Origin of the sequence: uncultured Sunxiuqinia sp., from assembly GCF_947495665.1 — a bacterium.
In the GTDB taxonomy this organism is placed as follows: Bacteria; Bacteroidota; Bacteroidia; order Bacteroidales; family Prolixibacteraceae; genus Sunxiuqinia; species Sunxiuqinia rutila.
The window spans coordinates 341,559-360,135 of sequence record NZ_CANLZV010000001.1 but is presented as its reverse complement, the minus strand read 5'-3'; the positions used below and the strand labels follow the sequence as shown (position 1 = coordinate 360,135).

At 44.2% G+C, this 18,577-nt stretch carries 36 protein-coding genes; 1 reads left to right on the top strand and 35 read right to left on the bottom strand.

The features are described from left to right. Positions 1 to 264: 264 nt before the first annotated feature. The 35 genes from Q1A18_RS01665 to Q1A18_RS01495 all read right to left on the bottom strand — a co-directional run bounded on the left by Q1A18_RS01665 (position 265) and on the right by Q1A18_RS01495 (position 18,057). Positions 265 to 1,893: a hypothetical protein gene (locus Q1A18_RS01665; RefSeq protein WP_299576668.1), complete on the bottom strand. Its 1,629-nt coding sequence runs from the start codon at positions 1,891 to 1,893 to the stop codon at positions 265 to 267. Then, positions 1,859 to 2,452, bottom strand: a complete 594-nt coding sequence (locus Q1A18_RS01660; RefSeq protein WP_299576666.1) for a hypothetical protein — start codon at positions 2,450 to 2,452, stop codon at positions 1,859 to 1,861. Before Q1A18_RS01660 ends, Q1A18_RS01665 begins: the two co-directional genes overlap by 35 nt. A 57-nt stretch (positions 2,453 to 2,509) precedes the next feature. Further along, a complete protein-coding gene (locus tag Q1A18_RS01655) occupies positions 2,510 to 3,361 on the bottom strand; it encodes a hypothetical protein (protein ID WP_299576664.1) in 852 nt (283 codons plus the stop codon). Positions 3,362 to 3,461: 100 nt separating this feature from the next. Beyond that, positions 3,462 to 4,040 (bottom strand): hypothetical protein, encoded by a 579-nt coding sequence (locus Q1A18_RS01650; protein WP_299576662.1) that lies wholly within the window; start codon positions 4,038 to 4,040, stop codon positions 3,462 to 3,464. Between the two features lie 11 nt (positions 4,041 to 4,051). Then, a complete protein-coding gene (locus Q1A18_RS01645; RefSeq protein WP_299576660.1) occupies positions 4,052 to 5,020 on the bottom strand; it encodes a hypothetical protein in 969 nt (322 codons plus the stop codon). A 19-nt stretch (positions 5,021 to 5,039) separates the two neighbouring features. Then, the gene (locus Q1A18_RS01640; protein WP_299576658.1) at positions 5,040 to 6,113 is read right to left on the bottom strand and encodes a head maturation protease, ClpP-related; all 1,074 of its coding nucleotides are present in this window, start codon (positions 6,111 to 6,113) and stop codon (positions 5,040 to 5,042) included. Between the two features lie 68 nt (positions 6,114 to 6,181). Further along, complete coding sequence (locus Q1A18_RS01635; protein ID WP_299576656.1) at positions 6,182 to 6,559, bottom strand: hypothetical protein; 378 nt, start codon at positions 6,557 to 6,559, stop codon at positions 6,182 to 6,184. Between the two features lie 65 nt (positions 6,560 to 6,624). After that, positions 6,625 to 7,137: a hypothetical protein gene (locus tag Q1A18_RS01630; protein WP_299576654.1), complete on the bottom strand. Its 513-nt coding sequence runs from the start codon at positions 7,135 to 7,137 to the stop codon at positions 6,625 to 6,627. Positions 7,138 to 7,411: 274 nt separating this feature from the next. Further along, positions 7,412 to 7,804, bottom strand: coding sequence for a hypothetical protein (locus Q1A18_RS01625; protein WP_299576652.1), 393 nt, complete (start codon positions 7,802 to 7,804; stop codon positions 7,412 to 7,414). A 65-nt stretch (positions 7,805 to 7,869) separates the two neighbouring features. Further along, positions 7,870 to 8,106, bottom strand: a complete 237-nt coding sequence (locus Q1A18_RS01620; RefSeq protein WP_299576650.1) for a hypothetical protein — start codon at positions 8,104 to 8,106, stop codon at positions 7,870 to 7,872. Between the two features lie 320 nt (positions 8,107 to 8,426). Next, complete coding sequence (locus tag Q1A18_RS01615; RefSeq protein ID WP_299576648.1) at positions 8,427 to 9,647, bottom strand: VapE domain-containing protein; 1,221 nt, start codon at positions 9,645 to 9,647, stop codon at positions 8,427 to 8,429. Positions 9,648 to 9,709: 62 nt separating this feature from the next. After that, positions 9,710 to 10,036: a hypothetical protein gene (locus Q1A18_RS01610; protein ID WP_299576646.1), complete on the bottom strand. Its 327-nt coding sequence runs from the start codon at positions 10,034 to 10,036 to the stop codon at positions 9,710 to 9,712. An 8-nt stretch (positions 10,037 to 10,044) separates the two neighbouring features. After that, positions 10,045 to 10,374, bottom strand: a complete 330-nt coding sequence (locus Q1A18_RS01605) for a hypothetical protein (protein ID WP_299576644.1) — start codon at positions 10,372 to 10,374, stop codon at positions 10,045 to 10,047. A 12-nt stretch (positions 10,375 to 10,386) separates the two neighbouring features. Continuing rightward, positions 10,387 to 10,524 (bottom strand): hypothetical protein, encoded by a 138-nt coding sequence (locus Q1A18_RS01600; RefSeq protein WP_299576642.1) that lies wholly within the window; start codon positions 10,522 to 10,524, stop codon positions 10,387 to 10,389. Positions 10,525 to 10,530: 6 nt separating this feature from the next. Beyond that, complete coding sequence (locus Q1A18_RS01595; RefSeq protein WP_299576640.1) at positions 10,531 to 10,761, bottom strand: hypothetical protein; 231 nt, start codon at positions 10,759 to 10,761, stop codon at positions 10,531 to 10,533. 30 nt (positions 10,762 to 10,791) lie between these two features. Next, on the bottom strand, positions 10,792 to 11,016 hold the full coding sequence (locus Q1A18_RS01590) for a hypothetical protein (protein ID WP_299576638.1): 225 nt from the start codon (positions 11,014 to 11,016) through the stop codon (positions 10,792 to 10,794). Between the two features lie 10 nt (positions 11,017 to 11,026). Continuing rightward, positions 11,027 to 11,728 carry a hypothetical protein gene (locus Q1A18_RS01585; RefSeq protein WP_299576636.1) on the bottom strand — a complete coding sequence of 234 codons (702 nt, stop codon included), beginning with the start codon at positions 11,726 to 11,728 and terminating at the stop codon, positions 11,027 to 11,029. Further along, complete coding sequence (locus tag Q1A18_RS01580) at positions 11,712 to 12,170, bottom strand: hypothetical protein (protein ID WP_299576634.1); 459 nt, start codon at positions 12,168 to 12,170, stop codon at positions 11,712 to 11,714. The genes Q1A18_RS01585 and Q1A18_RS01580 overlap by 17 nt, the downstream gene beginning before the upstream one ends. A gap of 3 nt (positions 12,171 to 12,173) precedes the next feature. Next, positions 12,174 to 12,377: a hypothetical protein gene (locus Q1A18_RS01575; RefSeq protein WP_299576632.1), complete on the bottom strand. Its 204-nt coding sequence runs from the start codon at positions 12,375 to 12,377 to the stop codon at positions 12,174 to 12,176. Then, on the bottom strand, positions 12,352 to 13,038 hold the full coding sequence (locus tag Q1A18_RS01570) for a hypothetical protein (RefSeq protein ID WP_299576630.1): 687 nt from the start codon (positions 13,036 to 13,038) through the stop codon (positions 12,352 to 12,354). Before Q1A18_RS01570 ends, Q1A18_RS01575 begins: the two co-directional genes overlap by 26 nt. Positions 13,039 to 13,049: 11 nt before the next feature. Beyond that, on the bottom strand, positions 13,050 to 13,394 hold the full coding sequence (locus tag Q1A18_RS01565; RefSeq protein WP_299576628.1) for an ASCH domain-containing protein: 345 nt from the start codon (positions 13,392 to 13,394) through the stop codon (positions 13,050 to 13,052). Continuing rightward, positions 13,391 to 13,597 (bottom strand): hypothetical protein, encoded by a 207-nt coding sequence (locus Q1A18_RS01560; RefSeq protein WP_299576626.1) that lies wholly within the window; start codon positions 13,595 to 13,597, stop codon positions 13,391 to 13,393. The genes Q1A18_RS01565 and Q1A18_RS01560 overlap by 4 nt, the downstream gene beginning before the upstream one ends. Beyond that, positions 13,594 to 13,839, bottom strand: a complete 246-nt coding sequence (locus Q1A18_RS01555; protein ID WP_299576624.1) for a hypothetical protein — start codon at positions 13,837 to 13,839, stop codon at positions 13,594 to 13,596. Before Q1A18_RS01555 ends, Q1A18_RS01560 begins: the two co-directional genes overlap by 4 nt. Next, complete coding sequence (locus tag Q1A18_RS01550; protein WP_299576622.1) at positions 13,836 to 14,126, bottom strand: hypothetical protein; 291 nt, start codon at positions 14,124 to 14,126, stop codon at positions 13,836 to 13,838. Before Q1A18_RS01550 ends, Q1A18_RS01555 begins: the two co-directional genes overlap by 4 nt. Beyond that, positions 14,123 to 14,344 (bottom strand): hypothetical protein, encoded by a 222-nt coding sequence (locus Q1A18_RS01545; protein ID WP_299576620.1) that lies wholly within the window; start codon positions 14,342 to 14,344, stop codon positions 14,123 to 14,125. Before Q1A18_RS01545 ends, Q1A18_RS01550 begins: the two co-directional genes overlap by 4 nt. 5 nt (positions 14,345 to 14,349) lie before the next feature. Then, entirely contained in the window at positions 14,350 to 14,529 is a 180-nt protein-coding gene (locus Q1A18_RS01540; protein ID WP_299576618.1) for a hypothetical protein, read from the bottom strand. Next, positions 14,522 to 14,776: a hypothetical protein gene (locus Q1A18_RS01535; protein WP_299576616.1), complete on the bottom strand. Its 255-nt coding sequence runs from the start codon at positions 14,774 to 14,776 to the stop codon at positions 14,522 to 14,524. The genes Q1A18_RS01540 and Q1A18_RS01535 overlap by 8 nt, the downstream gene beginning before the upstream one ends. After that, on the bottom strand, positions 14,773 to 15,117 hold the full coding sequence (locus Q1A18_RS01530) for a DUF2528 family protein (protein ID WP_299576614.1): 345 nt from the start codon (positions 15,115 to 15,117) through the stop codon (positions 14,773 to 14,775). Before Q1A18_RS01530 ends, Q1A18_RS01535 begins: the two co-directional genes overlap by 4 nt. A gap of 2 nt (positions 15,118 to 15,119) precedes the next feature. Further along, the gene (locus Q1A18_RS01525; protein ID WP_299576612.1) at positions 15,120 to 15,362 is read right to left on the bottom strand and encodes a hypothetical protein; all 243 of its coding nucleotides are present in this window, start codon (positions 15,360 to 15,362) and stop codon (positions 15,120 to 15,122) included. After that, positions 15,359 to 15,979: a hypothetical protein gene (locus Q1A18_RS01520; RefSeq protein WP_299576610.1), complete on the bottom strand. Its 621-nt coding sequence runs from the start codon at positions 15,977 to 15,979 to the stop codon at positions 15,359 to 15,361. The genes Q1A18_RS01525 and Q1A18_RS01520 overlap by 4 nt, the downstream gene beginning before the upstream one ends. A gap of 54 nt (positions 15,980 to 16,033) precedes the next feature. Then, on the bottom strand, positions 16,034 to 16,375 hold the full coding sequence (locus Q1A18_RS01515; protein ID WP_299576608.1) for a DUF4406 domain-containing protein: 342 nt from the start codon (positions 16,373 to 16,375) through the stop codon (positions 16,034 to 16,036). Between the two features lie 48 nt (positions 16,376 to 16,423). Beyond that, entirely contained in the window at positions 16,424 to 16,984 is a 561-nt protein-coding gene (locus tag Q1A18_RS01510) for a hypothetical protein (RefSeq protein WP_299576606.1), read from the bottom strand. A 61-nt stretch (positions 16,985 to 17,045) separates the two neighbouring features. Then, entirely contained in the window at positions 17,046 to 17,576 is a 531-nt protein-coding gene (locus Q1A18_RS01505) for a phage antirepressor N-terminal domain-containing protein (RefSeq protein WP_299576604.1), read from the bottom strand. A 12-nt stretch (positions 17,577 to 17,588) separates the two neighbouring features. Beyond that, positions 17,589 to 17,855 (bottom strand): hypothetical protein, encoded by a 267-nt coding sequence (locus tag Q1A18_RS01500; RefSeq protein WP_299576602.1) that lies wholly within the window; start codon positions 17,853 to 17,855, stop codon positions 17,589 to 17,591. A gap of 10 nt (positions 17,856 to 17,865) precedes the next feature. Then, positions 17,866 to 18,057, bottom strand: coding sequence for a hypothetical protein (locus Q1A18_RS01495; RefSeq protein WP_299576600.1), 192 nt, complete (start codon positions 18,055 to 18,057; stop codon positions 17,866 to 17,868). A gap of 94 nt (positions 18,058 to 18,151) precedes the next feature. On the opposite strand from Q1A18_RS01495, the gene Q1A18_RS01490 reads away from it, so the two are divergent. Next, the gene (locus Q1A18_RS01490; RefSeq protein WP_299576598.1) at positions 18,152 to 18,574 is read left to right on the top strand and encodes a hypothetical protein; all 423 of its coding nucleotides are present in this window, start codon (positions 18,152 to 18,154) and stop codon (positions 18,572 to 18,574) included. Positions 18,575 to 18,577 lie beyond the last annotated feature (3 nt).

Below are 18,577 nucleotides of genomic sequence, written 5' to 3'. Positions count from 1 at the left end.
AGCAATTTACGGTTATTTTCTAGCAAATCAAGGAGGTAATCTCACGAGTTTGGTCTTTGTCCGGGGTTTGAAAAAATAACCTTCTGATTCCCAACCCCTAAACATAGAGTAAATTGCAAAAAGTTTGATCTACCTCGCTACAGATCCCGCACCGCCCTGAGCCAAAATAGGTAATTACCGACTCCTCGCACCCCTTATATGCCATGCCGTATGGCAAAATTCTGACGTGCTTGTAAGATGTGTATAATTAAGAAAGAAAGGTAATTACCGGAAGATGCTAATGATTGATTCGTCGTGTTCATCATTGATTGGGAACTTATTCATGCCAACGAACAAGGTATCCCAGGCATCAGTTCCATCAGTGCGGTGTTCTAATAAATCCTCTTCTGATTCGGAAAGTTTCTCTCCAGACTTGTCCTTCTTGAATCCATCAGCACCAATGCGAACACCGGTATTCTCCATGGCTAAGAGCAGTGCTTCATTGTTGGGCTTATTGAACAGTGGAAACAACCAACGCTGCCCCTTCATGGCCTGGAATATCATCATGTGCTTATCCTTGTGTGGCATTGGATTTCCAACGTGCACACGATTAACAGACCACCCCAGTCGCTCGAATTCAGAGCAAATCACGGATGCAAAGTCATCATCCCCTACGGCGTAATTGGTGCCAAGGGCTGTATTGTCATAGTAGTAGATAACTTCCTTCTTATTGTGGTGGCGGTAATAGCTGCAGAAATCCTGAACCAATTCTCTGACTTTACGATCATACTTCACATAGAAGCTTTTCAGGGTTTTCATCTTCACGCCTGAGCGCTGTCCGCAAACCAACCAGTTGATATTGGCGTTGTAGTCGAATGCAATGCAGATCGGTTTATCTCGATCAAGATCTCCATCCTGGAGGCAATTGTCATCCTTCTGCGTAAAACGAAAATCAAGTCCATCCAGATAGCTGTTGTCGAAAGCATCATAGTAATGAATGGCTTCCTGCATGGCTGAATAGAAATTATCCCGCTGGTTATTTATTTTTCTGGAAAGTATTGATGTTTGAAACACCAAGGGAGGTAGATCCCGTTTCATCTGCTTGATGTATCGATCACCGAGAAGAAGCAAGTTTTCAATACTTGACCATTCGCGATAATACACGGCAACCGACCGGAGCTTAGCCAGGGAAATATCCAGCTCGCGCAGGTAAGCTGCATGGTATGGCTTTGGGTCGGTTAGCATTCGCTGTTTAACTTCCCATCTTTCATAGATCAAACTATGGATTATTTCAATTAGCTCTGGATCCTGTTTGTCTTTATAGGTCAAAAACCAACTTCCGGCCTTGGTCGTTGGCATGTCTGAAATAATCAACATCCCATGATGCCACGGGCAGTTACCAAAGTTGCCCTTAAATCCACCGTTGGCAGGGAAGGTTTCTTCTTTCAGCTTTTGAAACTTCAAAAACTTCGCCTCATCCAACAGCAACCAGTCAAGCGTTAATGAGTTGGATGTTCCCGCCCGATCCTGAGAGATCAGGCGCCAGATAGTGCCATTGTACCAAATGATTGCATTCTCGTAGCTGGGCGGATCAATGATAGGTCTGGCAAAATTGCTGTTTTTGGGCGGTTTGTGCCCAATGTAGAAATGGACATCACGCTTGTAGCCAAATTCTTCAAGTGCCTGAAGTGTTCCTGGTAAGGTTCTGGATAACAGTTGCTGGTAAGTGCTGCCGACGATCCCTCCAGTGGACCGAGGCATTTGCTGGGTGTTACGCAGACTAAACGGAGCTGCGAAACCATGGCTTTTACCCAAGCGTCTTCCTCCGGCAATAACGGTTGTGTGAGCACCGGTGTACATGAACTCCAGCTGCGGATCATTAAAGTATATTTTCTTCCTCTGCTGAGTTTCCATCGTTTATCATTTCTTCATAAGGCACATCAATGATCTCAATCTCATTCATGTATTTTTCCAGCATCTTCTTCTTTCTCGCCCGAATGTTTGGATCTTTCTTAATGCCAAGCGGCGACGGATCATCAGTAGGCTCAAAGGGCTGTGGTACAATTTCGCCAAACGGCAAAGGCTCTGCATCCGGTTTATCAAGCATGTTATACTTACCCTTTTTATCGGCTGCCATTACCATTGCCTTGGCATCATCCTGATCTTTTGCTTTTTTATAGGCTTCATCCAGCATGGCGTTTACCTGGAATCGAACCCACTCTTTAGCAGGATTCTTAATGTCTCCCAGCAACACCTTGGTAATCTGAATGTCTTCATATGCCGTGCTTTTCACAACTCCGAACTCACTCATCAGATGATTCCGTATATCTGTCTCCGTTTTGGTTGGGAACTCATACCAAAAGGTATAGGCTACCCGGAGACGCTTAATTCGCTCCTGGTAAGCTACCGGCACCTGGTCAATATCGGAATACAGATGCTTGCGACATACTTCTAATGTGGTTGGGCGTGGCATAAATCAATAGAAAATAGGCCTGACAATAGTTGCCAGGCCTTTAGTTTTTAAATGGAATTAGAATTTCAGACCAAGCCTGGCAAGCTCTTCTTCCTTTTGCTGGCTAATACTCTCTCCAGCTGCTTTTAATTCGGCATACCTTTCTCGAATCCCATCCCGAATTTTAGCAGCTTTCACTTCGTCCAATCCCTCCGCCTGAAGCTTTTTGATATTGGTTGAAATGTACTTCCGGTTCGCGTTGATGCGCTTGTGATCTATCGCCTGCGCATCCGATTCCATCTCTGCTTTCTGTTCAGGCTGCCAAGCATCAATAGCCTCCCAGTTTAATCGGATTTGTTTATCCAATTCTGCAATTCGTCCAGTTAGTGGCGCCCGATCTTCAGGAGCAGCCTGCTCCATGAGCTTCAGCTTTTCATGAGTAGCCCTGATCTCTTTGTAGGCATCGCGGTTTTGATTCCATCGGGCTTGCAGCTCCTCTGGAAGATCCTCGAAGTTCACCTCTTTGTTTCCCCGAACCACCTTTAATTTACCCGAGATCACATCGTTGTTATCAGACTCCGATTCAGCACCCTCGGTTGCATTCGTCTGCTCAACAACCTGGTCGTTATGAGATTCATTCTTCTCTTTTTCGCCATCGGCATTATTCTCTTTTTGCCCCTGGTCAGCTCCAGCTTCATCCTGCCCTTGATCAAGCCCTAAGTCTTTTTCTCGATCCGGATCCTTAGCATCTAAGTCTATACCTTGATGCTTGGCAATCTTTCTGATTTCATACTCCAGTTTTCCCGGGTTTTTCTTTCGTCCCAGGTTTTGCAGGAGAATACGATTTTTACTGTGCATCCCCAGAATTGCTAAGCCAATTCCGTAATCTTTTGTTTCAGCGTTCAGCCAATCTTTAATTGATAGTGCCATAACCTTTTTTTGTTTACAAATTACAAGAGTGGTAATTACCTGCGAAGGACAAATAAAAAAGGCAGCCGTTAAGCTGCCTTTAAAGTAGTTTTGAACGTGGCTATACCGCTGCCGGGTTAACTTCCCCTGCATCATCGGTAATTAAGCCGTCGTAAAACGGGAAGGGGCACACATCCACCGCCTCAATCTCTATCGTTGTGCCCTTTTCCGAAGTTGGCGCTCCTCCAATATCAAGCGTGACTTTCGTCACGGTCATGAACTTCTCTGATCCACATACGCGAAACTTACCGGAATCCCGCTCCCTGAAAGCCCACACCAAGTCAGTGTTCGCAGCTAACTTAGCCAGCGCTGTTGCCTCCTCATTAGTTAGCGATACTACAACCTTCAGCTTGTTCAAATACGTTTTGCAACGCACTTCTCCTTGCTGTTCTGAAGTAGGCTGCGATTTAATATCGATGCAGTTAACACGCTTCCAAACCTTCGAAGTCACCTCATCTGCTTCCAGCCCTAAGGTGAAATTGCCCGCAAGCGTTACCTCTGCGGCTGCATCTGCCGGCGCATCCGGCAATTGAGGCCATGCTACAATTGAATTCTTGGTTGTAAAGTATAATTCCGGGTAAATGCCGGGGACGGACACTTGTCCGTCTACCCAGTCTAAATTTCCAAAGTTATCAGCCATAATTACTCCTCCTATCCTGCAAAGAATTTACCGACCATCAGACGCTCGGCACTGATTGATTCAAACTGAGTTCCGAAGAACATCGTAGTTACAAACTGAAGCTTGAACGGGTTGTCACCCCTGCGAACTTCAATTTTCTCTTCTTCACCAACCTGGTTTACACCAACCAGCATATTCTCCTTCGTGGTAATCTGAAGGTAAGGTGCGGCCTTCTTTCCAACAAGGGGCACCAATTCACATCGCCGGTCCGATCCTTCAAGAAAGGTTTTTTTGAACTCGCGATTATAAGGAGTTGCGCCAACGGTCTGTTGGTAGTCGTCGGTGTAAGCATCGTAGAGTGCTTGCGGGAGCACCATTTTTGTCATCTCACTCTTCAGCTCATCAGAGCATGCGCGGTAAACCGCTTTCAGATTATCTACCGCATTGTTGGCCGTAATTGCTTCTGTAAATTCATACAGGTTGTTTTTAGCAACAGCAATTTTGGCAGCGGTAATGTCTGCAGTAGTGATGGTGTCCAACCCATTAAATAAGGTTCCTGTGGTTTTCCCAGCCGCATTACGCGTAGCGTTGAAGATAGACTTATTCAGTCCACCTGAAATTTTTCGCATCATCAGGGTTAACACTGCTTTATTGAACTCGATATTCTCAAGCCCTGACCCCTTGGTAACAGCAGCCCCATAAAGGGAAGAAACAAGCGTGTTCGGATCAAAAAGCTTGACAGCCTGACCAAGGAACGTCTCCAGGTCACGACCATCGACGGTCATACCGTCCTCTTCGTACCCCTCGTTTTCCAGTAAGCCGGTGTAAGGCATCAATTCAACAGGGCCGGTTAACTCCCCAACGGTTTCCTTGTAACGCACTCCCGTGCGGAGTGTCATGTGTTGCAGCGTGTTGGCTAAGCCTAACACGGCCATAATAAGCAACTCTTTACGGTATTTCTGAGCTGCAGTGTTCAGTGAATTACTTGATATTGTTGGCATATCTTTATTTTTTTAAGAATTACTCAAAAAGATCGTTTACCGCATCCCAGGTGCTTTTGGCACTGGAGTAGGTTTTAAATGTGTCCTCGGTCTTAGCACCCGAATCGGTTTTCTTAGGCACCTTTTTATTTTTCGCTCCTGGACCTTTCTTCAAAGCTTCCAGTTGCGCTTTCAGATCAGCAATTTCCTGATCCTTGGAGTCATCTTCCTCAGTTTCTTCTTGCTCGGCTTCCTCTTCGGACTCTTCTGCTTCCTCAGCTTCTTCCTCCTCGGCTTCTTCTTCGGATAAGTCATCCGCTCCAGGAGCCCCATGTTCATTGATCCAGTCAAGAACATCCTGTTCAGTTGCATCATCTGGCAACCCGCAGGCTTTTGTAAGTGTTTTTAAATTCATATCTACTTCCTGATTAGGGTTAAAAAAATCGTGTGCCTGAGAAAAGAACCTGTCAAACAACGAACGACCCTTGACCAGCTTATCAAACTGATCAATTACCTGCTCGTGGCTCATGTTCTTCACTCTATTTGAAATTTTCTTACTGCCTTTAACTATTTCGTCAATAAACAATTCCTCCAATGCCTCATCGGCTGTCAGCCAGTGGTCCTTGTGGTCAAAATAAGCTGCTTCAATTTCTTCGGCTGTTTTTGATGTGTTCCTGCTGGTGATGCAAGTAATCAGGCTGTCTTGAACCTTGCCAAGCATTTCCAGTACTTGCTCGAAATCTCCTGCATTTCCGTAAACCCCCGAAATAGGAGAATGTAACATCATGAGAGCATTGTCAGCCGAATGCACAACCTTCCCTGCCAACAAGATTACTGCGGCCATCGATGCGCATAGCCCATCATTATAGGTATGGATGTCGGCTGTAGAATTGCTTATCGCGTTGAAAATTGGCAGGCCGTCAAAGACAGAACCTCCGGGGGAATTAATTCTAATATTGATGCGTGAGTAGTCTTTTTCAAGCGCTTTCAGGTCTGCTACAAACTGGCGGGCAGTAACTGATTCTTCGAACCAGGAATCGCCAATTACACCATAAATCAGAATGTCAACTGAATCGGATTTCTTATTCTCTACACTGTAATATTGCTTTGGCATTGTAATGATACATTTAAGTACATTACAACTTTACTACAGAAATGAGGCGAAATAAAGGACTGTAAGTTTTAAGAAGCAGAACTGCCAACAGGCGAACTACAGGTAATCAGGCATCGATAGCCATTAAAAGAACCAGGAGATCCATCCAGTCCTTTTTCATAACTAAGACGCGCGGGGTAGCTCGTGCTGCCAACCAGGTGAATCACTCCGTTTGCGTCCGTAATCCGGAACTGCGCTCTTCGGCTTTTTACAGCCAAAAGGATTGAATCCGTTTCCGGGCAGACTTTTGCTATATTAAACTGCGCATTGGTTTTATGCAGATCACCGGCACGGGTCCGGGCATGGTCTTCGCTCATTTTCGCTGAATGAGGAATAATCTCTATTTCTGAAAAATCCTGCTGACCATCCAGCTGGTATTCTATTTTCGTGATAACTGCGCTGTTCATAATAAACTGATTTATAGTAAAACGACCTTTTTCTTGCAAAAACTATGAAATTATTTTCTATCTGCCTAATAATCAGAATTTAGCAGCATTTCAAATCGTTTTTCTTCTGTTTTTCGCCGGTTGCGGTAGTCGATTTTCTTCACCGCATCGTAATTTGCTGCATTATTTCGGATGTTCAGACCACGCAAAACGGCGTTGATAATTTCCTTCTGACTCCACTTTACTTCGTATCCAATCTCAAACCGGCGCTCCACCCACTTGCGGTACTCATACTCTATTCCGTCCTGGATCTTCTGCTCCCCCCAGTTGCTGACTTTCAAAAAGTGGGAGTAAACCGAATGCCGGTTGATTGGATTCACTGGTAAAATAAAGGTAACCGGATGATCCATGAAAGGCCGCCTTACGGGGAGGTCGCTGGTAACGACATTGGAGTGGATCAGCTTACCGATGTCGTGAGTGCGGCTGACGATAATTTCCTTTTGCTTGGCCGGCGTATTGAAGATGAAGCGGCAATAGGCCTCCAGCAGTGGATTTAACGATACGGTGACTTGTGGTTTGGTTGAAAGGTCCAACTTCATAGCAAACTCTATCTCGGTTATTTTTATAAATATAATTTACAAACTGAGATTTGCCAAGTCTACTTGGTCCTTTTTGTCTACCTTTTCAATCACTACGCACTGATCTCAATTATTCCAGATCTTAAAATGCAATTCTTGTTCCATTTATTCCGCCCGATTTTAGGAAAATTATTATTCTTTGATAATTAAACCTGACTTAAACAAGTCATCCAAAATAAAAAATGGCAACGAAGTTGATTTCGTTGCCATTCTCTTTTGCCTTAATCTGTTGTTTTTACTTTACTAAATGTTCGGTCTGTTCCGGATATCTAAAGCAAACAGTTGACAACAATCGAAGTTTGCACCAATATTTTTCGAAATGGTCCGATACTTCTTTAAGATTATTAACGGGATTGGAAAAATCGTTGTATAAAAAGATCTTATTGATTTCTCCATCTTTATCTCTTTGAATCGATCCCTTATCGGCAGATAACCTCAATAAGATTTCTTCAGACAATCTGGGATAAGATGTAAAGACTGGAAGGTCTCCATAGTTCGAATGCTGATCATACTCAATCGTTTTTTTGTTTATCCCAATTGGCATGTTCTCCCTATTAAAAGCCATCCACTCTCCGTTGTCATTTCGGTGCAGCCCGTAAGGCATGTTGATTCTAAAAAAATCTGTCATGTTTTAGTGCTTAAAAATTTAGTTCATGCAATTTACCACAAAAAAGGCAATCGTGTTTCTTAAATCTATAAACACAAACTTGTTAGTTTCTTCTCATACGGGCGCCAGTGATGCACTTGCCACATGCAGTCGAAGTGGCGTGATGTTTCGCCGAAGCCAACGGTGAACAGGTCATCGCCTTCGCGGAACACTCCCCGCTTCCACTGCTGTTCATCGATGTCGTTTTGGGTTTGCCACTCCACTTCCTGCCCATCCGCTGGGAGTGTGGACCGGTCGATTTTGATTTCAATTTGTTTGCTCATCGTTTTTTGGTTTAAAATTCAACTTTTAAATAAAAATTTCGGAACCCACTTACAACCTACAACCATCTCATACAGCTCAGTAATACAGCGCATTGACTCACAAAAAGCGGTTGTAACCTTTTTGGGGTTGTAAGCGGTTGTAAGTGGGTTGTAAGTGCTTTTTTGGGTGTCGGTTACAACCTCAAAGCGTCTGATTATCTTTAGGGTTACAATGGCGGTTGTAAGGTTGTAAGCGAAAACCATTTTTATATTTTCTTTTTAAGTTTTTAATAAGTAGAATAAGAATTCTACTTTATTAAGTTTATAATACTAAGTCAAGATCAGAATAACGGGATCACATCATAACCATACCGGCTTTGACCTTTTACTTTCTTTGCATAACGAACAAACATAAGCTGCCGCAAGGCAATACCAATATTCACATCGGTAATGGAGGTCATGGAAGCATTTACTTTGCGGGCTTTCTTCAAATCGCGTAAGATCTCGACTGGTTGTTTAAACTCGGCCATGTCTTCTTCGCCTGGTTCCGGAGCGCGGTACCATTCTTTCAGGATGCGGAAGCTGGAGGTTTGAATCAGGAACCGGCTGTTATAATCTTCAAATTCGGTAAAATCCTTCTTATTCCAGGTATATTCGAAATTCTGAGAAAGCAACATATAAGCTTCGGCCCAAATCTGATCCACATCAATGACCTTGGTATAGCCTTCCCAGTCAATTTCGTCAATGTGATTCACGGCAAACCGTCGTAAGCTCATGTCCGGATGAATGAAGCCACCATGCTCGGCATCCTTATTGGTGGTTCCACAGGCGCTGGCATAGCGCTGTTTGGTCGAAGTGAAGCGTTTGGATACGTTGATGTACAGTGAGGATAAAATGTTCTTAAACTCCTCCGCTGTGCTTCGGGTGAGGCCAACCATTTCGTCGAACTGAATCAACAGGTTGGTTGTAAACATATCGGGGTAGCTCATGTCTTTAACCGACTTGGTGTAATACGACTTCAGCAGATCCGGAACCAGGTATTCCAACAGCCCTGATTTACCGATGCCGGTATCGGAGTTTACCACCACAAACATGGCATCGTTAGCCTTTTCGCCCATGGCGCAGGCAACGGTAGCCACCAACCACTTTCGAAAGGTGTACACCAGGCGTTTCTGGTAGTAGTTTTCTTCTTCTTTGTCGCCAAAGTCGCGGGCTTTCAAAAAGGTGCATAACAGGTCGATGTGCGATTCGCCGCCATAGGTACCTTCAAGCGATTGAAAGTACTCTTTGATCGGATTGTAAGGAACGGTTTGGTTCGGGCTGGTCAGGATCTTCTTCAGGATCGAGTCGGCTCCGGTAATTCCCTCCTCCAGCATGTGCAGCGAAATGTCTTCAATGCTAATCTCCTGATCGTACTCACGCGACTTTGAAGCGATCATCACCTTGGTATTGTCGAATATGTTGATTTTGATGTCGTAGTTGGTGTTAAGGAATTCCTTAACCAGACTGACGCGGTTCGAACCGTTGGAAGGGATTTTAGTTTCGGTGAATTTTTTGGCCATAGCGGTATAAATAATTTAACCGGCCTGAAAGCCGGTGTTTTAGAGGTTTGTTTTGATTGGGTTTAAAACCATCCGATAACGTACAGATCGGTATTTTGACTATATCGTTTGAGCATTGATGAGTTTGGAACTCGGTCCTTAAGTTCATCAAATTTGGCTTTAAGCTCTTTGGATGGAGTTTCAACAAAGAATATCAGGTTCTCCCAGCCGTCGTCTGATTTTTTATCGAATCCATAGACTGTGTTTGGTTCTGGGTTTTCACGTTTATCTTCCGACCATTCTAATAGGTCTTCGGGCCATGAATTTATTGTTAGTTCCGGAAGAACTGTTTTTTTGATCTCATTAAGTACTTCATATGCTTTCTTTACGCTTTCAAAACTTAGTGCCATAATCGTTTTTATTTATTGGGTTCAAAATGTTCTCCACAAGCCCTTGACAGCCCGCCTCTTCTTATTGGTTCAGGTTTAAACATGCAGTATTCTCGTTGCCAGAATGAGCAATTTTTACATACTCTTTTTAAAGGTTCCGCACGGCATAACTGCAGCGGCCAACCAAGTATCCCTTTCAAATTATTACCGTATTGAGCCGCTTCCTTAGCCTGTATTGCTGTCTTCCCATGAGTTGCAACAAAGTTGTTCTCACCTTCAATCATTCCGAAAATGACGATGTGAGTCAGGCCAAATTCTTCGCGGATCTGTTTTACTTTATTGATTGGTATATTTTCCATAACCGTTTGATTTTATTTGGTTTTTGATTCTTTTTCCTTCTGTTCCCGGATGATCCGCTGCAAGTTCCTGATTTGGTCAGCACGCTCTTTCGAGATCTCGACTTTCCCAATGCCCGGAAAAATGGCGGTTACTGTTGTTTTCTTTGTCATAGCTGATTATTTAGGCATTTGGGCACATGTACCTGAATGAAATCCCATCCAAAAAATATCTTCTGGATTTATCTTCTCTTCTGCTGGATCAGCAATGATTTGGACTGTCGAATAGTTGGGTTCGTGTTTTATCTTGCCAAGAGCGACTGTTCTCCCTGTTGACAATACCGGGCTCTGAAAGACTTGCTCAATGGCCTGAGCTGTTTCTTTGTTGGTTGTTATCACAAAATATTGCATAATCGTCTGATTTTTATTTGGTCGTATTGTTTAAGAAAGTTCATCTATTTCACACTCCCAGTCCATGCAATCCCGCTCACGGATATTGTCGCTTAGCCACTCTGCGGCATCGCTATACGTCATGCTACTGCCGTCAATTTCATCGCCGTTTTTTGCTGCATCAAAAAGCTGCTTATAAACTTTCTCAGGCATGCTGACGTCGCCTAGACCTACCCGGTAGGTTACTGTAACTTGTAAATCTTCAACTTTTCTCATTGTTATATTCTTATTTGGTTTTTACTTGATTCTTCAGTCTTCTGCTTTCGCCAGGCATGTGAACAAGCGTCATCATTTCTTCCATGCGGCTTCGGATGAATGCGGTATAGAACTTCTCCAGTCCGTCGAAGTTGAAATTGGTCGTGGCGTAGGTTCTCGATCCGGCTTCGTAGCGAAGTGCAAACAGGTCGATCACCGGCTTAATGACGTTGCCGAAGTCCTTCACTTCCGACTCCTCGCGTCCCAGCTCGTCGATAAACAGAGGTCGCTTTTCGTAAAACTCCATTCCTTTTTGCTTAATCAGCCCGGCCAGCGTTTTACTATGCACCATGGTTGTCCGGCGGCGGCTGTATTCGTTCGATAGGTTCAGGTAAGCCATCATCAGTACCGACTTGCCGCAGCCGATTTTCCCGCCAAAAACTAAGCCGGCGTTCAGGTTCCAGGCACACTCCGGATTGTTGGTAAAATACAGGTACAGCTGCTTAATGATTGGCCCGTTGTGCCGGTCAATCGTGTACTGGGCATTGACTGATCGCTGAACCAGGATCTCCTGCGCATAATAGGTAATCAGCTGTTTGAATACCTCGTAGTTCATCGGGATGCTTGCTTTATAGGTGCGCAGCTGGTATGCCTTTTCTTTAATTTGCTGCTGCAATTTTTCCTGGTCGTTGGCTGTTCGCATTTGGCGAATGTTGTTAGAAATCACCTGCATCGTTGTTTGATTTTGGAGGTTTTAATTTGTCGTTTTCTTCTACTTTAAAAAAGGAACGGTAAGGACCTTTCATGGCGAACCGGATGTAAGCAATGGCCTTATCAACATCCCCACCGGATATTTCTTCCAGGTAGTCGAGGCTGGCTTGCTCCATGCGTGAGCGCATCAGGATCCCGTGCTGCTCCTGCAAATACTCCTTCCACATTTTCCAGATGTAGCGGAAGTCTTCCTGATCAAATGGCGACTCGACCTTAATTGGATCTACCGGAGAGATAAATTGGTCGAACTGCTCAGCCATTTTCTTCGTTTGGTTCCACTCCTTCGTAAACTTTTGCAGCTTGTTGGCCTGCAGTTGCGACAGACCAGCCTTTTCGATAAAGTCTTGTAGCTTTCCTTCTGCGGTGTTGATTTGGCCACAGATGTTATTCCATTCTTTAATCATGTCTTATGCGATTATTTGATATTGTTTTACTTCCAGTTGCTCCGGGCAGGTAATTACGTTTCCAGGCTGCCATCTTACTCCCTGGGTGTTGGTAATCCGGATTATCGGTTCACCAAATGAGTCAACCAGGTAAGCTTCCTGTCCCGGATCCTTCAAGGCTTGTATGGCCCGAAAGGCTTCCTCACGGGTGCGTGGCCGGAGTTTCATGAGCCTGAAGTAAATTTTGATTTTCTGAATTAAGAATTAGCTCCAGCTGTTCTGAAGCAGCAAGCTTTAGTAAAAACTCACTGGCTCTTTGTAGCTGCTTGTTGATTGCTATTAAGTTATTGAAGGCCGCTTCAGTATATTTAATCAGCTTTTCATTATCCTGAAGGTAAGCGGCTGCATTTGACACAAAATCTCCAACAACTCGATTCATCCTTACTCGTTGGGGTGAGTCACTCACTCTGTTTGCTTCAAAGTATTTGATTCTTCCATCTCGATTTTCTTTGATCAAAACACGAAAGTCAAATCCAATAATTGAATTGATTTCTCTAAACGACGCTGAAATTGAATATTTACTCCAGGCACCTAAGAATTCAGGAAAAGTCTCGCCCTTTTCGTTCCTCGAGAATTGTCCTGACGCACCGTACTTAATGCCAATAATTAATTCATGTGAAGTCTTAGAGTTTTTATATTCCAAAACCGCCTTGTCAATTGTTTCTTCCAACTCTTTCAATGAAGGAAACTCTAATCGCCCCTTAAGGCCAAGCTCCTCTTGCAAGGTAGTATGAAGATTGCAGCTGAAAACTCCACGTGAGTTACAATTGAAGTTTACATTAATCTCCTTCTCTCCTATTTGGTATTTTTCGCTTTTAATTTTTGCCATTACTTCAATTTTTACTGTTGCATTAAGGTTTGTTGGCTGTCCTGAACTTCGAGCAGCACCAGGTCGAAAAGCTGACTGGGGACATGCGCTTTGTTTTTGTACATGGTGGTCACAATTTTCTTGAACTGCGGCAAGCTGTAGCCGGTGTCGTGGTAGGCTTCGAGGTTGGTAACCTGATCGAGCTGCCGGGGATATACTGCCAGCACCTTTACCCGGTTAACAGGTTTGCCGTTCAATTCTTCAATAAACTGTTTGCCCGGATAAAACCGCTTGGGGTTGTGCATCCTGAAGGTGGTGTGGATCTTACAATTCAGCTTGTTGTTCCAGTTGGTTGAGTATTTGAGTTTGTCCATCATTTCATCATTGGGTTTAAAATTTGAACTCCGTAGTTGTGTTTGGCCTGCAATTCGGCTACGTACTTATTTTCGCGGGCCGAATCCATTTCATCGGGATACACCGATATGGTTTTGTGTGTTTGCTCCAGCTGCAAGCTAAAGCCGGCTTTCTTTACCCGCCGGTGCAGGTAATACTTGCGTTGGTAAGTACCTTTATTGCTCATGGCTTTATTAGTCTTGCGATGACCACGCCCAGCAGCCCTCCCGACATGGCCCCAACAGCATAGATTACTTTTGAAGGCCAGGATCCGACAACAACCTTCCGGACGTTAATCGTCCAGAGGTACGAAATTCCAAACCCACAAATGGCTATTCCTGCCCATTCGGTACGGCTGATAAAATAGGTGTTTGCGCTAACCAGAAAGACCTGCATGAATGCAGTAATAAAGAGTTTTGGATAGTTCATGATTTCTCCTTTTTGATTGACATGTTGATCTTTATTGCCCGAAAAGGCTCCAGGTGCGTTATTTCTCCTTCATCAACAGTAATTGAAATTAACTCGCCGCCAAAGTCATAGGTGTGCTGCCCCTCCGGAAGCATGTATTTATCCGGACTTGCATCTTCAAGTCCATACAGAGTGTTTTTTATTGACTGCTTACAGGATTCGACCTCTTCAACAGTTTCATTGTATTTTCTTAGGGCCACTTCCTTTTCGCTAAGTGCCTTTTTTAGATCATCAATTAACTCCTTCATGATTTTGGCTTTTTGTTGACAACAATCTCACGTTTTTCAAGGTGGCTGATGGCCACACCGCCTGCTACTCCATCAACCTTGCAAACAATTGCTCCATCACCTAATGTCCAGGGGTTGGAGGTTATAAACGTGGGCTTAGGATCCCATTTCTCGCCATTGGCTTTAACTACCGTATAGTAGGTAACTGGCGTTCCAATTTTGATATGCTCAACTTTCATAAGAACTATTGTTTAGTGGGTAAATAAATCATTGATACATCGCCCGCTTCGGGTTCCTCCATTTGGTGTTGGTAGTGCGGGCTGCTTAAGAGGAGTTGAAGTTCAATCAGCTCTACCCTGCTGCAATTGCGCAGGAACTTTTCCGGGGTAATGTCGATCTCAAATACTTGCTGAATCTTAGGCATGACTGGTATTTTCAATGGTTTGAATTGGATAATTAAGCTTCAGAATGTCATCAAACTTGCTGATGAAGTCAACTTGCTTTCCAGGCTCCAGTTCGCAGGTTACCTTGCTGCCAACCCATACGCTGGCTTGAAACGGACCACAGTCAACAACCTCCTTGTTCTCGTTCAGATCCCACCATAAAAAGTCCTGGCCATGATCTTCGAAATAAATGCGGGTATTTGCTTTTTGAGGTGATTTATTGCTCATGATTGTAGTTTATTGATAGTTAAATGATCTTCGTCAAACTCATAGTTTTCAACTTTAAGTAGCGTTATTCCTACAGAGCCGTCAAGCCTGTACCATCCTTCTTTTGAATCGAATTGACTTTTAACGCCAGCTGTATTAAGGCCTTCAAGTGAAGCAACATGAATAACTTCAATGGCTGTTTTTTTGATTGCCTCTTCAATAGGGTCGGCTTCTTCATCGTATTCCCAGCTCCAAAACTCCAGGACTTCTTTGGCAACCTCAGGAGTGAATTTGTCCCTGTCAATCAAAAACACTGCAGCTGCATCGTGAAAACCGTAGTTGCATTCATACTTTTCTACCATGGCTAGTCTATTATTAATCGTCTTGGAATTGCTTGTATTTCAACGCTGGGTGTTTCGCACTGCTGCAGTTCGCGTTCAAACTGTTCGGTGTCCTGGTCTTTGGCAACCGCTATGCGGGTAATAAAGGCGTGTACTTTTACGCCAGATTCGGTTTCGCCTACCCAAATCCGGGCAGGAAGGCCATCGCTTAGCAAGCCTGGCTTGAGGATGACAATCTTTGAAGTTGATGTTAGAGTTACTTTCATGCGTTTTGCTTTTGCTTGGTTTCTAAAAAGTTGTGGTATTTTTCTTCCGTCCGGAAGTAGCGCATAATGCGCAGTTTTTCATCGTAGTGCTTAAAAGGCATCTTGGTGTGATCGGGGCTTTTCACCTTGGCTCTCCGCAGCTTGTCGCGGTCATTCCGGTTGTTCACCCGGTTCAGCACGGGCATATCCTCCGCATTTACGGTTTCCTTACGGCGGTCGTTGGTTGAGCTTCGCCGGATTGAACCGCTACGTGTTTTCAGTTTCTCCTGATACACCGCATTCGCCCGGCGGCTTGCCTCGCGCCTACACTCCTGGCTGCAATACTTTTCTGAGCTATGGTTGGGTGTAAAATCAGTCTGGCATATTGCGCACGACTTCGGCGGTACCGGCCCCGGATCTTGCCGCGATGGAATAGGTGCCCGGTTTCGGCACTTGGTGGAACAGTAAACCGTATCTATCCGTTTGGCCTGAAATTCGGTTTTGCACACCGGACAAACCTTGTTCAAAGGATTCTTACAGCTGAAACAAATGCGTGTTTGTGGCTGACTGGCTTCAAATAGTTGACCACAGTTGACGCATCTTTTCTCGTAGGTTTTCGTTAGACTTGTTGTACACATGATTCGGTTATTTTTCCCCGGGGCGGTTGTGGCTGACCTTTCCGGGGTTTTTGTTTAGTGAGCTGCTGCCCGGTATTCTCGTTGCAATTGTGGTATCTGGTTATCCAGAAATACATCCTTGTTGGCTTCGTGTGCATGCCAGTACTCCTGCTTGGCCAATGGGCCTTTAATCCATCCGGTGAGGAAAACTACAGCAGTTGCTGTTTTCAGGGTTTTCAGCCGCAGCTGCAGGCGTTCTTCCTGGCTCCAGCTCGATGGTATTCCCAGCTTTAGAGGATTGATAATGGCCGCGTGTGGTAATTCCTTGCGAATTTGGGTTTCGGCCTTTTGCAGTTGTGCCCGGTATTGTTCCTCCGGAAGCGAGTCGTTGCCGGTAATGTAAATGGTAGGTTTCATTTCTTGTTCGTTTGTGCGGCGTGGCGTCCGCTGGTTTCGACAGTTTGATTAAATTCCTATTTCAGTGGCCTTGGCTATCAGCTCGGCCATGTTTTTTGCATCCAGTTTTTCCTTGAGCTTCTCAATGCGCGATTTCATTCCAGCAACCGACAGGCACAGTTCACTGGCGGCCTGCTCGATGGTTTCGCCTTTTTTCAGCTCTTCAATGGTGCGACACTCGTAGTTTTTCAGGCCGGTGGCCAGGCTACACAGCTTGCCGCGTAGTTCGCAATCGTGGTTGGTACACGAGTGGTTGTAAGCATCGGCGTTCAGGTTGCCGTTCACAAAATCGGGCGCATCGTCCAACGCACCAATTACACAGCGGTACCAGGTATCGAAAGTCTCGTTCAGGCTGGTAATGCCCGCTTGCTTCATAATTTTGTGCGATACCTTGTCGGCCATAAATGCCTCCTGAATCATTTGCTTAACCCCCGTGGGTGCTTCGTTGTACCTGAGCGTTTGCCCGTTGTGGATTAACCACTTCTCGTTATCGAACCAGAAGGCTTCGGTGCCTTCAATAATACCGGCCGGCAGCTTTGCCCCAACCGAAAATTGATGTACTTTTGTCATAATCTTTTTGATTTTATCCCGGGGAGGTGTTGGTGCACCATTGATCCGGGATTTGTTTTTTTTAGGTTGAAAAAAGGTCGCGCTCTTCTTGCAGTGTTTGGGTGTCTAGCTGACGCAACTTCGAATTTATTTGATTAATCTTTTTGCGAGCCTTGTTAATTGTGATTGCCTCGTCAGGAGTCAGCCCGTTGTATATCTGGTCAATCTGAAGCTGGGCCTTTGCTTTTTCTTTCAGCAAGTCCTTGCGGCCACCAATAGCCCCGTGAAAATGCTCGTACAATACGCGGTAACACTCCCATTTGTATTTCAATAAATCTTCGGATTGAGATTGAATTTGAAATATCCACCCGTAGATATAAAATTCAGGCAAGCAGAGCATTTTTCGCAGCTTTCCATCAGCGGCAACCACCGTCTGCTCAGACGGTAGTTGAGCCAATATTTCATCCTCTTTTAGATTCTTCCTTTGAGCTTCAAAATCTACTCCCAAGGCTTCGCAAATTGGCTTTAATGCGATCCAGTACTGCCCGTCGGCGGCTACGAAGTAAATGACCTTGCCATTGAACTCCAGAAATTTTTTGACTTCCTTTTTCATAGCTCCTCCTTGTTAATCAATTTCGTTACCATCGGTGAAAAAACAATAGTGTGTTTCCTTAGAGAAGAAGAGAGGCAAGAATCCAGCAAAACTGAAACGATACTTATACCCTTCAAAATTCACAGCATTATTAAATGTGCGGTAGAAAATTGCTGTTTTCGGGTCGCGCTGTTCATTTCTGTATTTACGAATCAAGCTTCGTCTTGCGCTGAAGTCAAGGTCTTTCCATGTCACCTTAAAGAATAAATAAAACTTAAGGCAATAAATTAAGTTTTTCATATCTGTCTAATTATTGGTTTTCGGCTTCCAGGCGGTCGAGCTTCTCGATGATGCATAGTTTAATAAACTGCGATTCATTCATGTCAAGTTCTTTCTCGGCCTTTACCATTTCCTTTTTTAGCTCCGAAGGAACCACTAAGTTGATGCGCTCGGTGTTTCGTTTGAGCAGAAAATTCATTCTATTGGCTGTTGTTGCATTCATATATTATACTTAATTTTCTAGTACAATATTATTAATTCAGAATATTAAATCCAATGATCAGAATGCAAATATTCTGATTTCAGCATTATTTAGAATGAATCTAAACGAAGACGACATTAGAAGGGCACTAGAAAACTACAAAGATGAGCACAGGCTAAAAGACTACAAGATTGCCGAACTATGCGGCATGTCAAGCCCTTCGGTCTATAATAATTATAAGAAAGGGAAAACCCAATATCTGAGAGCAGATTATCTACTCAACTTTTCCTTTAATGCTAAAATCAGTCTCGACAGATTCATAGATCAGTATATAAATAAGAAATCACAACCACACAATACCGCCGTAGAGCCCCTTAATTCTCTGAAAAAACCGGATACGCAAGCAAAAATCTACAACTGTCCGGACTGCATTGCCAAGCAGCGCGAGATTGATGCGCTGCGTGAAACGCTTGCCGCTAAGGAGGAATTACTAGACCTGTACCGGTCTTTGAAAAAAGACCAGGGAAAATGCGGGTAGTGT

Excerpts from the sequence above, each read along its gene's own strand:
- Q1A18_RS01665 (WP_299576668.1), bottom strand. The coding sequence starts at position 1,893 with ATGGAAACTCAGCAGAGGAAGAAAATATACTTTAATGATCCGCAGCTG.
- Q1A18_RS01660 (WP_299576666.1), bottom strand. The coding sequence starts at position 2,452 with ATGCCACGCCCAACCACATTAGAAGTATGTCGCAAGCATCTGTATTCC.
- Q1A18_RS01655 (WP_299576664.1), bottom strand. The coding sequence starts at position 3,361 with ATGGCACTATCAATTAAAGATTGGCTGAACGCTGAAACAAAAGATTAC.
- Q1A18_RS01650 (WP_299576662.1), bottom strand. The coding sequence starts at position 4,040 with ATGGCTGATAACTTTGGAAATTTAGACTGGGTAGACGGACAAGTGTCC.
- Q1A18_RS01645 (WP_299576660.1), bottom strand. The coding sequence starts at position 5,020 with ATGCCAACAATATCAAGTAATTCACTGAACACTGCAGCTCAGAAATAC.
- Q1A18_RS01640 (WP_299576658.1), bottom strand. The coding sequence starts at position 6,113 with ATGCCAAAGCAATATTACAGTGTAGAGAATAAGAAATCCGATTCAGTT.
- Q1A18_RS01635 (WP_299576656.1), bottom strand. The coding sequence starts at position 6,559 with ATGAACAGCGCAGTTATCACGAAAATAGAATACCAGCTGGATGGTCAG.
- Q1A18_RS01630 (WP_299576654.1), bottom strand. The coding sequence starts at position 7,137 with ATGAAGTTGGACCTTTCAACCAAACCACAAGTCACCGTATCGTTAAAT.
- Q1A18_RS01625 (WP_299576652.1), bottom strand. The coding sequence starts at position 7,804 with ATGACAGATTTTTTTAGAATCAACATGCCTTACGGGCTGCACCGAAAT.
- Q1A18_RS01620 (WP_299576650.1), bottom strand. The coding sequence starts at position 8,106 with ATGAGCAAACAAATTGAAATCAAAATCGACCGGTCCACACTCCCAGCG.
- Q1A18_RS01615 (WP_299576648.1), bottom strand. The coding sequence starts at position 9,647 with ATGGCCAAAAAATTCACCGAAACTAAAATCCCTTCCAACGGTTCGAAC.
- Q1A18_RS01610 (WP_299576646.1), bottom strand. The coding sequence starts at position 10,036 with ATGGCACTAAGTTTTGAAAGCGTAAAGAAAGCATATGAAGTACTTAAT.
- Q1A18_RS01605 (WP_299576644.1), bottom strand. The coding sequence starts at position 10,374 with ATGGAAAATATACCAATCAATAAAGTAAAACAGATCCGCGAAGAATTT.
- Q1A18_RS01600 (WP_299576642.1), bottom strand. The coding sequence starts at position 10,524 with ATGACAAAGAAAACAACAGTAACCGCCATTTTTCCGGGCATTGGGAAA.
- Q1A18_RS01595 (WP_299576640.1), bottom strand. The coding sequence starts at position 10,761 with ATGCAATATTTTGTGATAACAACCAACAAAGAAACAGCTCAGGCCATT.
- Q1A18_RS01590 (WP_299576638.1), bottom strand. The coding sequence starts at position 11,016 with ATGAGAAAAGTTGAAGATTTACAAGTTACAGTAACCTACCGGGTAGGT.
- Q1A18_RS01585 (WP_299576636.1), bottom strand. The coding sequence starts at position 11,728 with ATGCAGGTGATTTCTAACAACATTCGCCAAATGCGAACAGCCAACGAC.
- Q1A18_RS01580 (WP_299576634.1), bottom strand. The coding sequence starts at position 12,170 with ATGATTAAAGAATGGAATAACATCTGTGGCCAAATCAACACCGCAGAA.
- Q1A18_RS01575 (WP_299576632.1), bottom strand. The coding sequence starts at position 12,377 with ATGAAACTCCGGCCACGCACCCGTGAGGAAGCCTTTCGGGCCATACAA.
- Q1A18_RS01570 (WP_299576630.1), bottom strand. The coding sequence starts at position 13,038 with ATGGCAAAAATTAAAAGCGAAAAATACCAAATAGGAGAGAAGGAGATT.
- Q1A18_RS01565 (WP_299576628.1), bottom strand. The coding sequence starts at position 13,394 with ATGATGGACAAACTCAAATACTCAACCAACTGGAACAACAAGCTGAAT.
- Q1A18_RS01560 (WP_299576626.1), bottom strand. The coding sequence starts at position 13,597 with ATGAGCAATAAAGGTACTTACCAACGCAAGTATTACCTGCACCGGCGG.
- Q1A18_RS01555 (WP_299576624.1), bottom strand. The coding sequence starts at position 13,839 with ATGAACTATCCAAAACTCTTTATTACTGCATTCATGCAGGTCTTTCTG.
- Q1A18_RS01550 (WP_299576622.1), bottom strand. The coding sequence starts at position 14,126 with ATGAAGGAGTTAATTGATGATCTAAAAAAGGCACTTAGCGAAAAGGAA.
- Q1A18_RS01545 (WP_299576620.1), bottom strand. The coding sequence starts at position 14,344 with ATGAAAGTTGAGCATATCAAAATTGGAACGCCAGTTACCTACTATACG.
- Q1A18_RS01540 (WP_299576618.1), bottom strand. The coding sequence starts at position 14,529 with ATGCCTAAGATTCAGCAAGTATTTGAGATCGACATTACCCCGGAAAAG.
- Q1A18_RS01535 (WP_299576616.1), bottom strand. The coding sequence starts at position 14,776 with ATGAGCAATAAATCACCTCAAAAAGCAAATACCCGCATTTATTTCGAA.
- Q1A18_RS01530 (WP_299576614.1), bottom strand. The coding sequence starts at position 15,117 with ATGGTAGAAAAGTATGAATGCAACTACGGTTTTCACGATGCAGCTGCA.
- Q1A18_RS01525 (WP_299576612.1), bottom strand. The coding sequence starts at position 15,362 with ATGAAAGTAACTCTAACATCAACTTCAAAGATTGTCATCCTCAAGCCA.
- Q1A18_RS01520 (WP_299576610.1), bottom strand. The coding sequence starts at position 15,979 with ATGTGTACAACAAGTCTAACGAAAACCTACGAGAAAAGATGCGTCAAC.
- Q1A18_RS01515 (WP_299576608.1), bottom strand. The coding sequence starts at position 16,375 with ATGAAACCTACCATTTACATTACCGGCAACGACTCGCTTCCGGAGGAA.
- Q1A18_RS01510 (WP_299576606.1), bottom strand. The coding sequence starts at position 16,984 with ATGACAAAAGTACATCAATTTTCGGTTGGGGCAAAGCTGCCGGCCGGT.
- Q1A18_RS01505 (WP_299576604.1), bottom strand. The coding sequence starts at position 17,576 with ATGAAAAAGGAAGTCAAAAAATTTCTGGAGTTCAATGGCAAGGTCATT.
- Q1A18_RS01500 (WP_299576602.1), bottom strand. The coding sequence starts at position 17,855 with ATGAAAAACTTAATTTATTGCCTTAAGTTTTATTTATTCTTTAAGGTG.
- Q1A18_RS01495 (WP_299576600.1), bottom strand. The coding sequence starts at position 18,057 with ATGAATGCAACAACAGCCAATAGAATGAATTTTCTGCTCAAACGAAAC.
- Q1A18_RS01490 (WP_299576598.1), top strand. The coding sequence starts at position 18,152 with ATGAATCTAAACGAAGACGACATTAGAAGGGCACTAGAAAACTACAAA.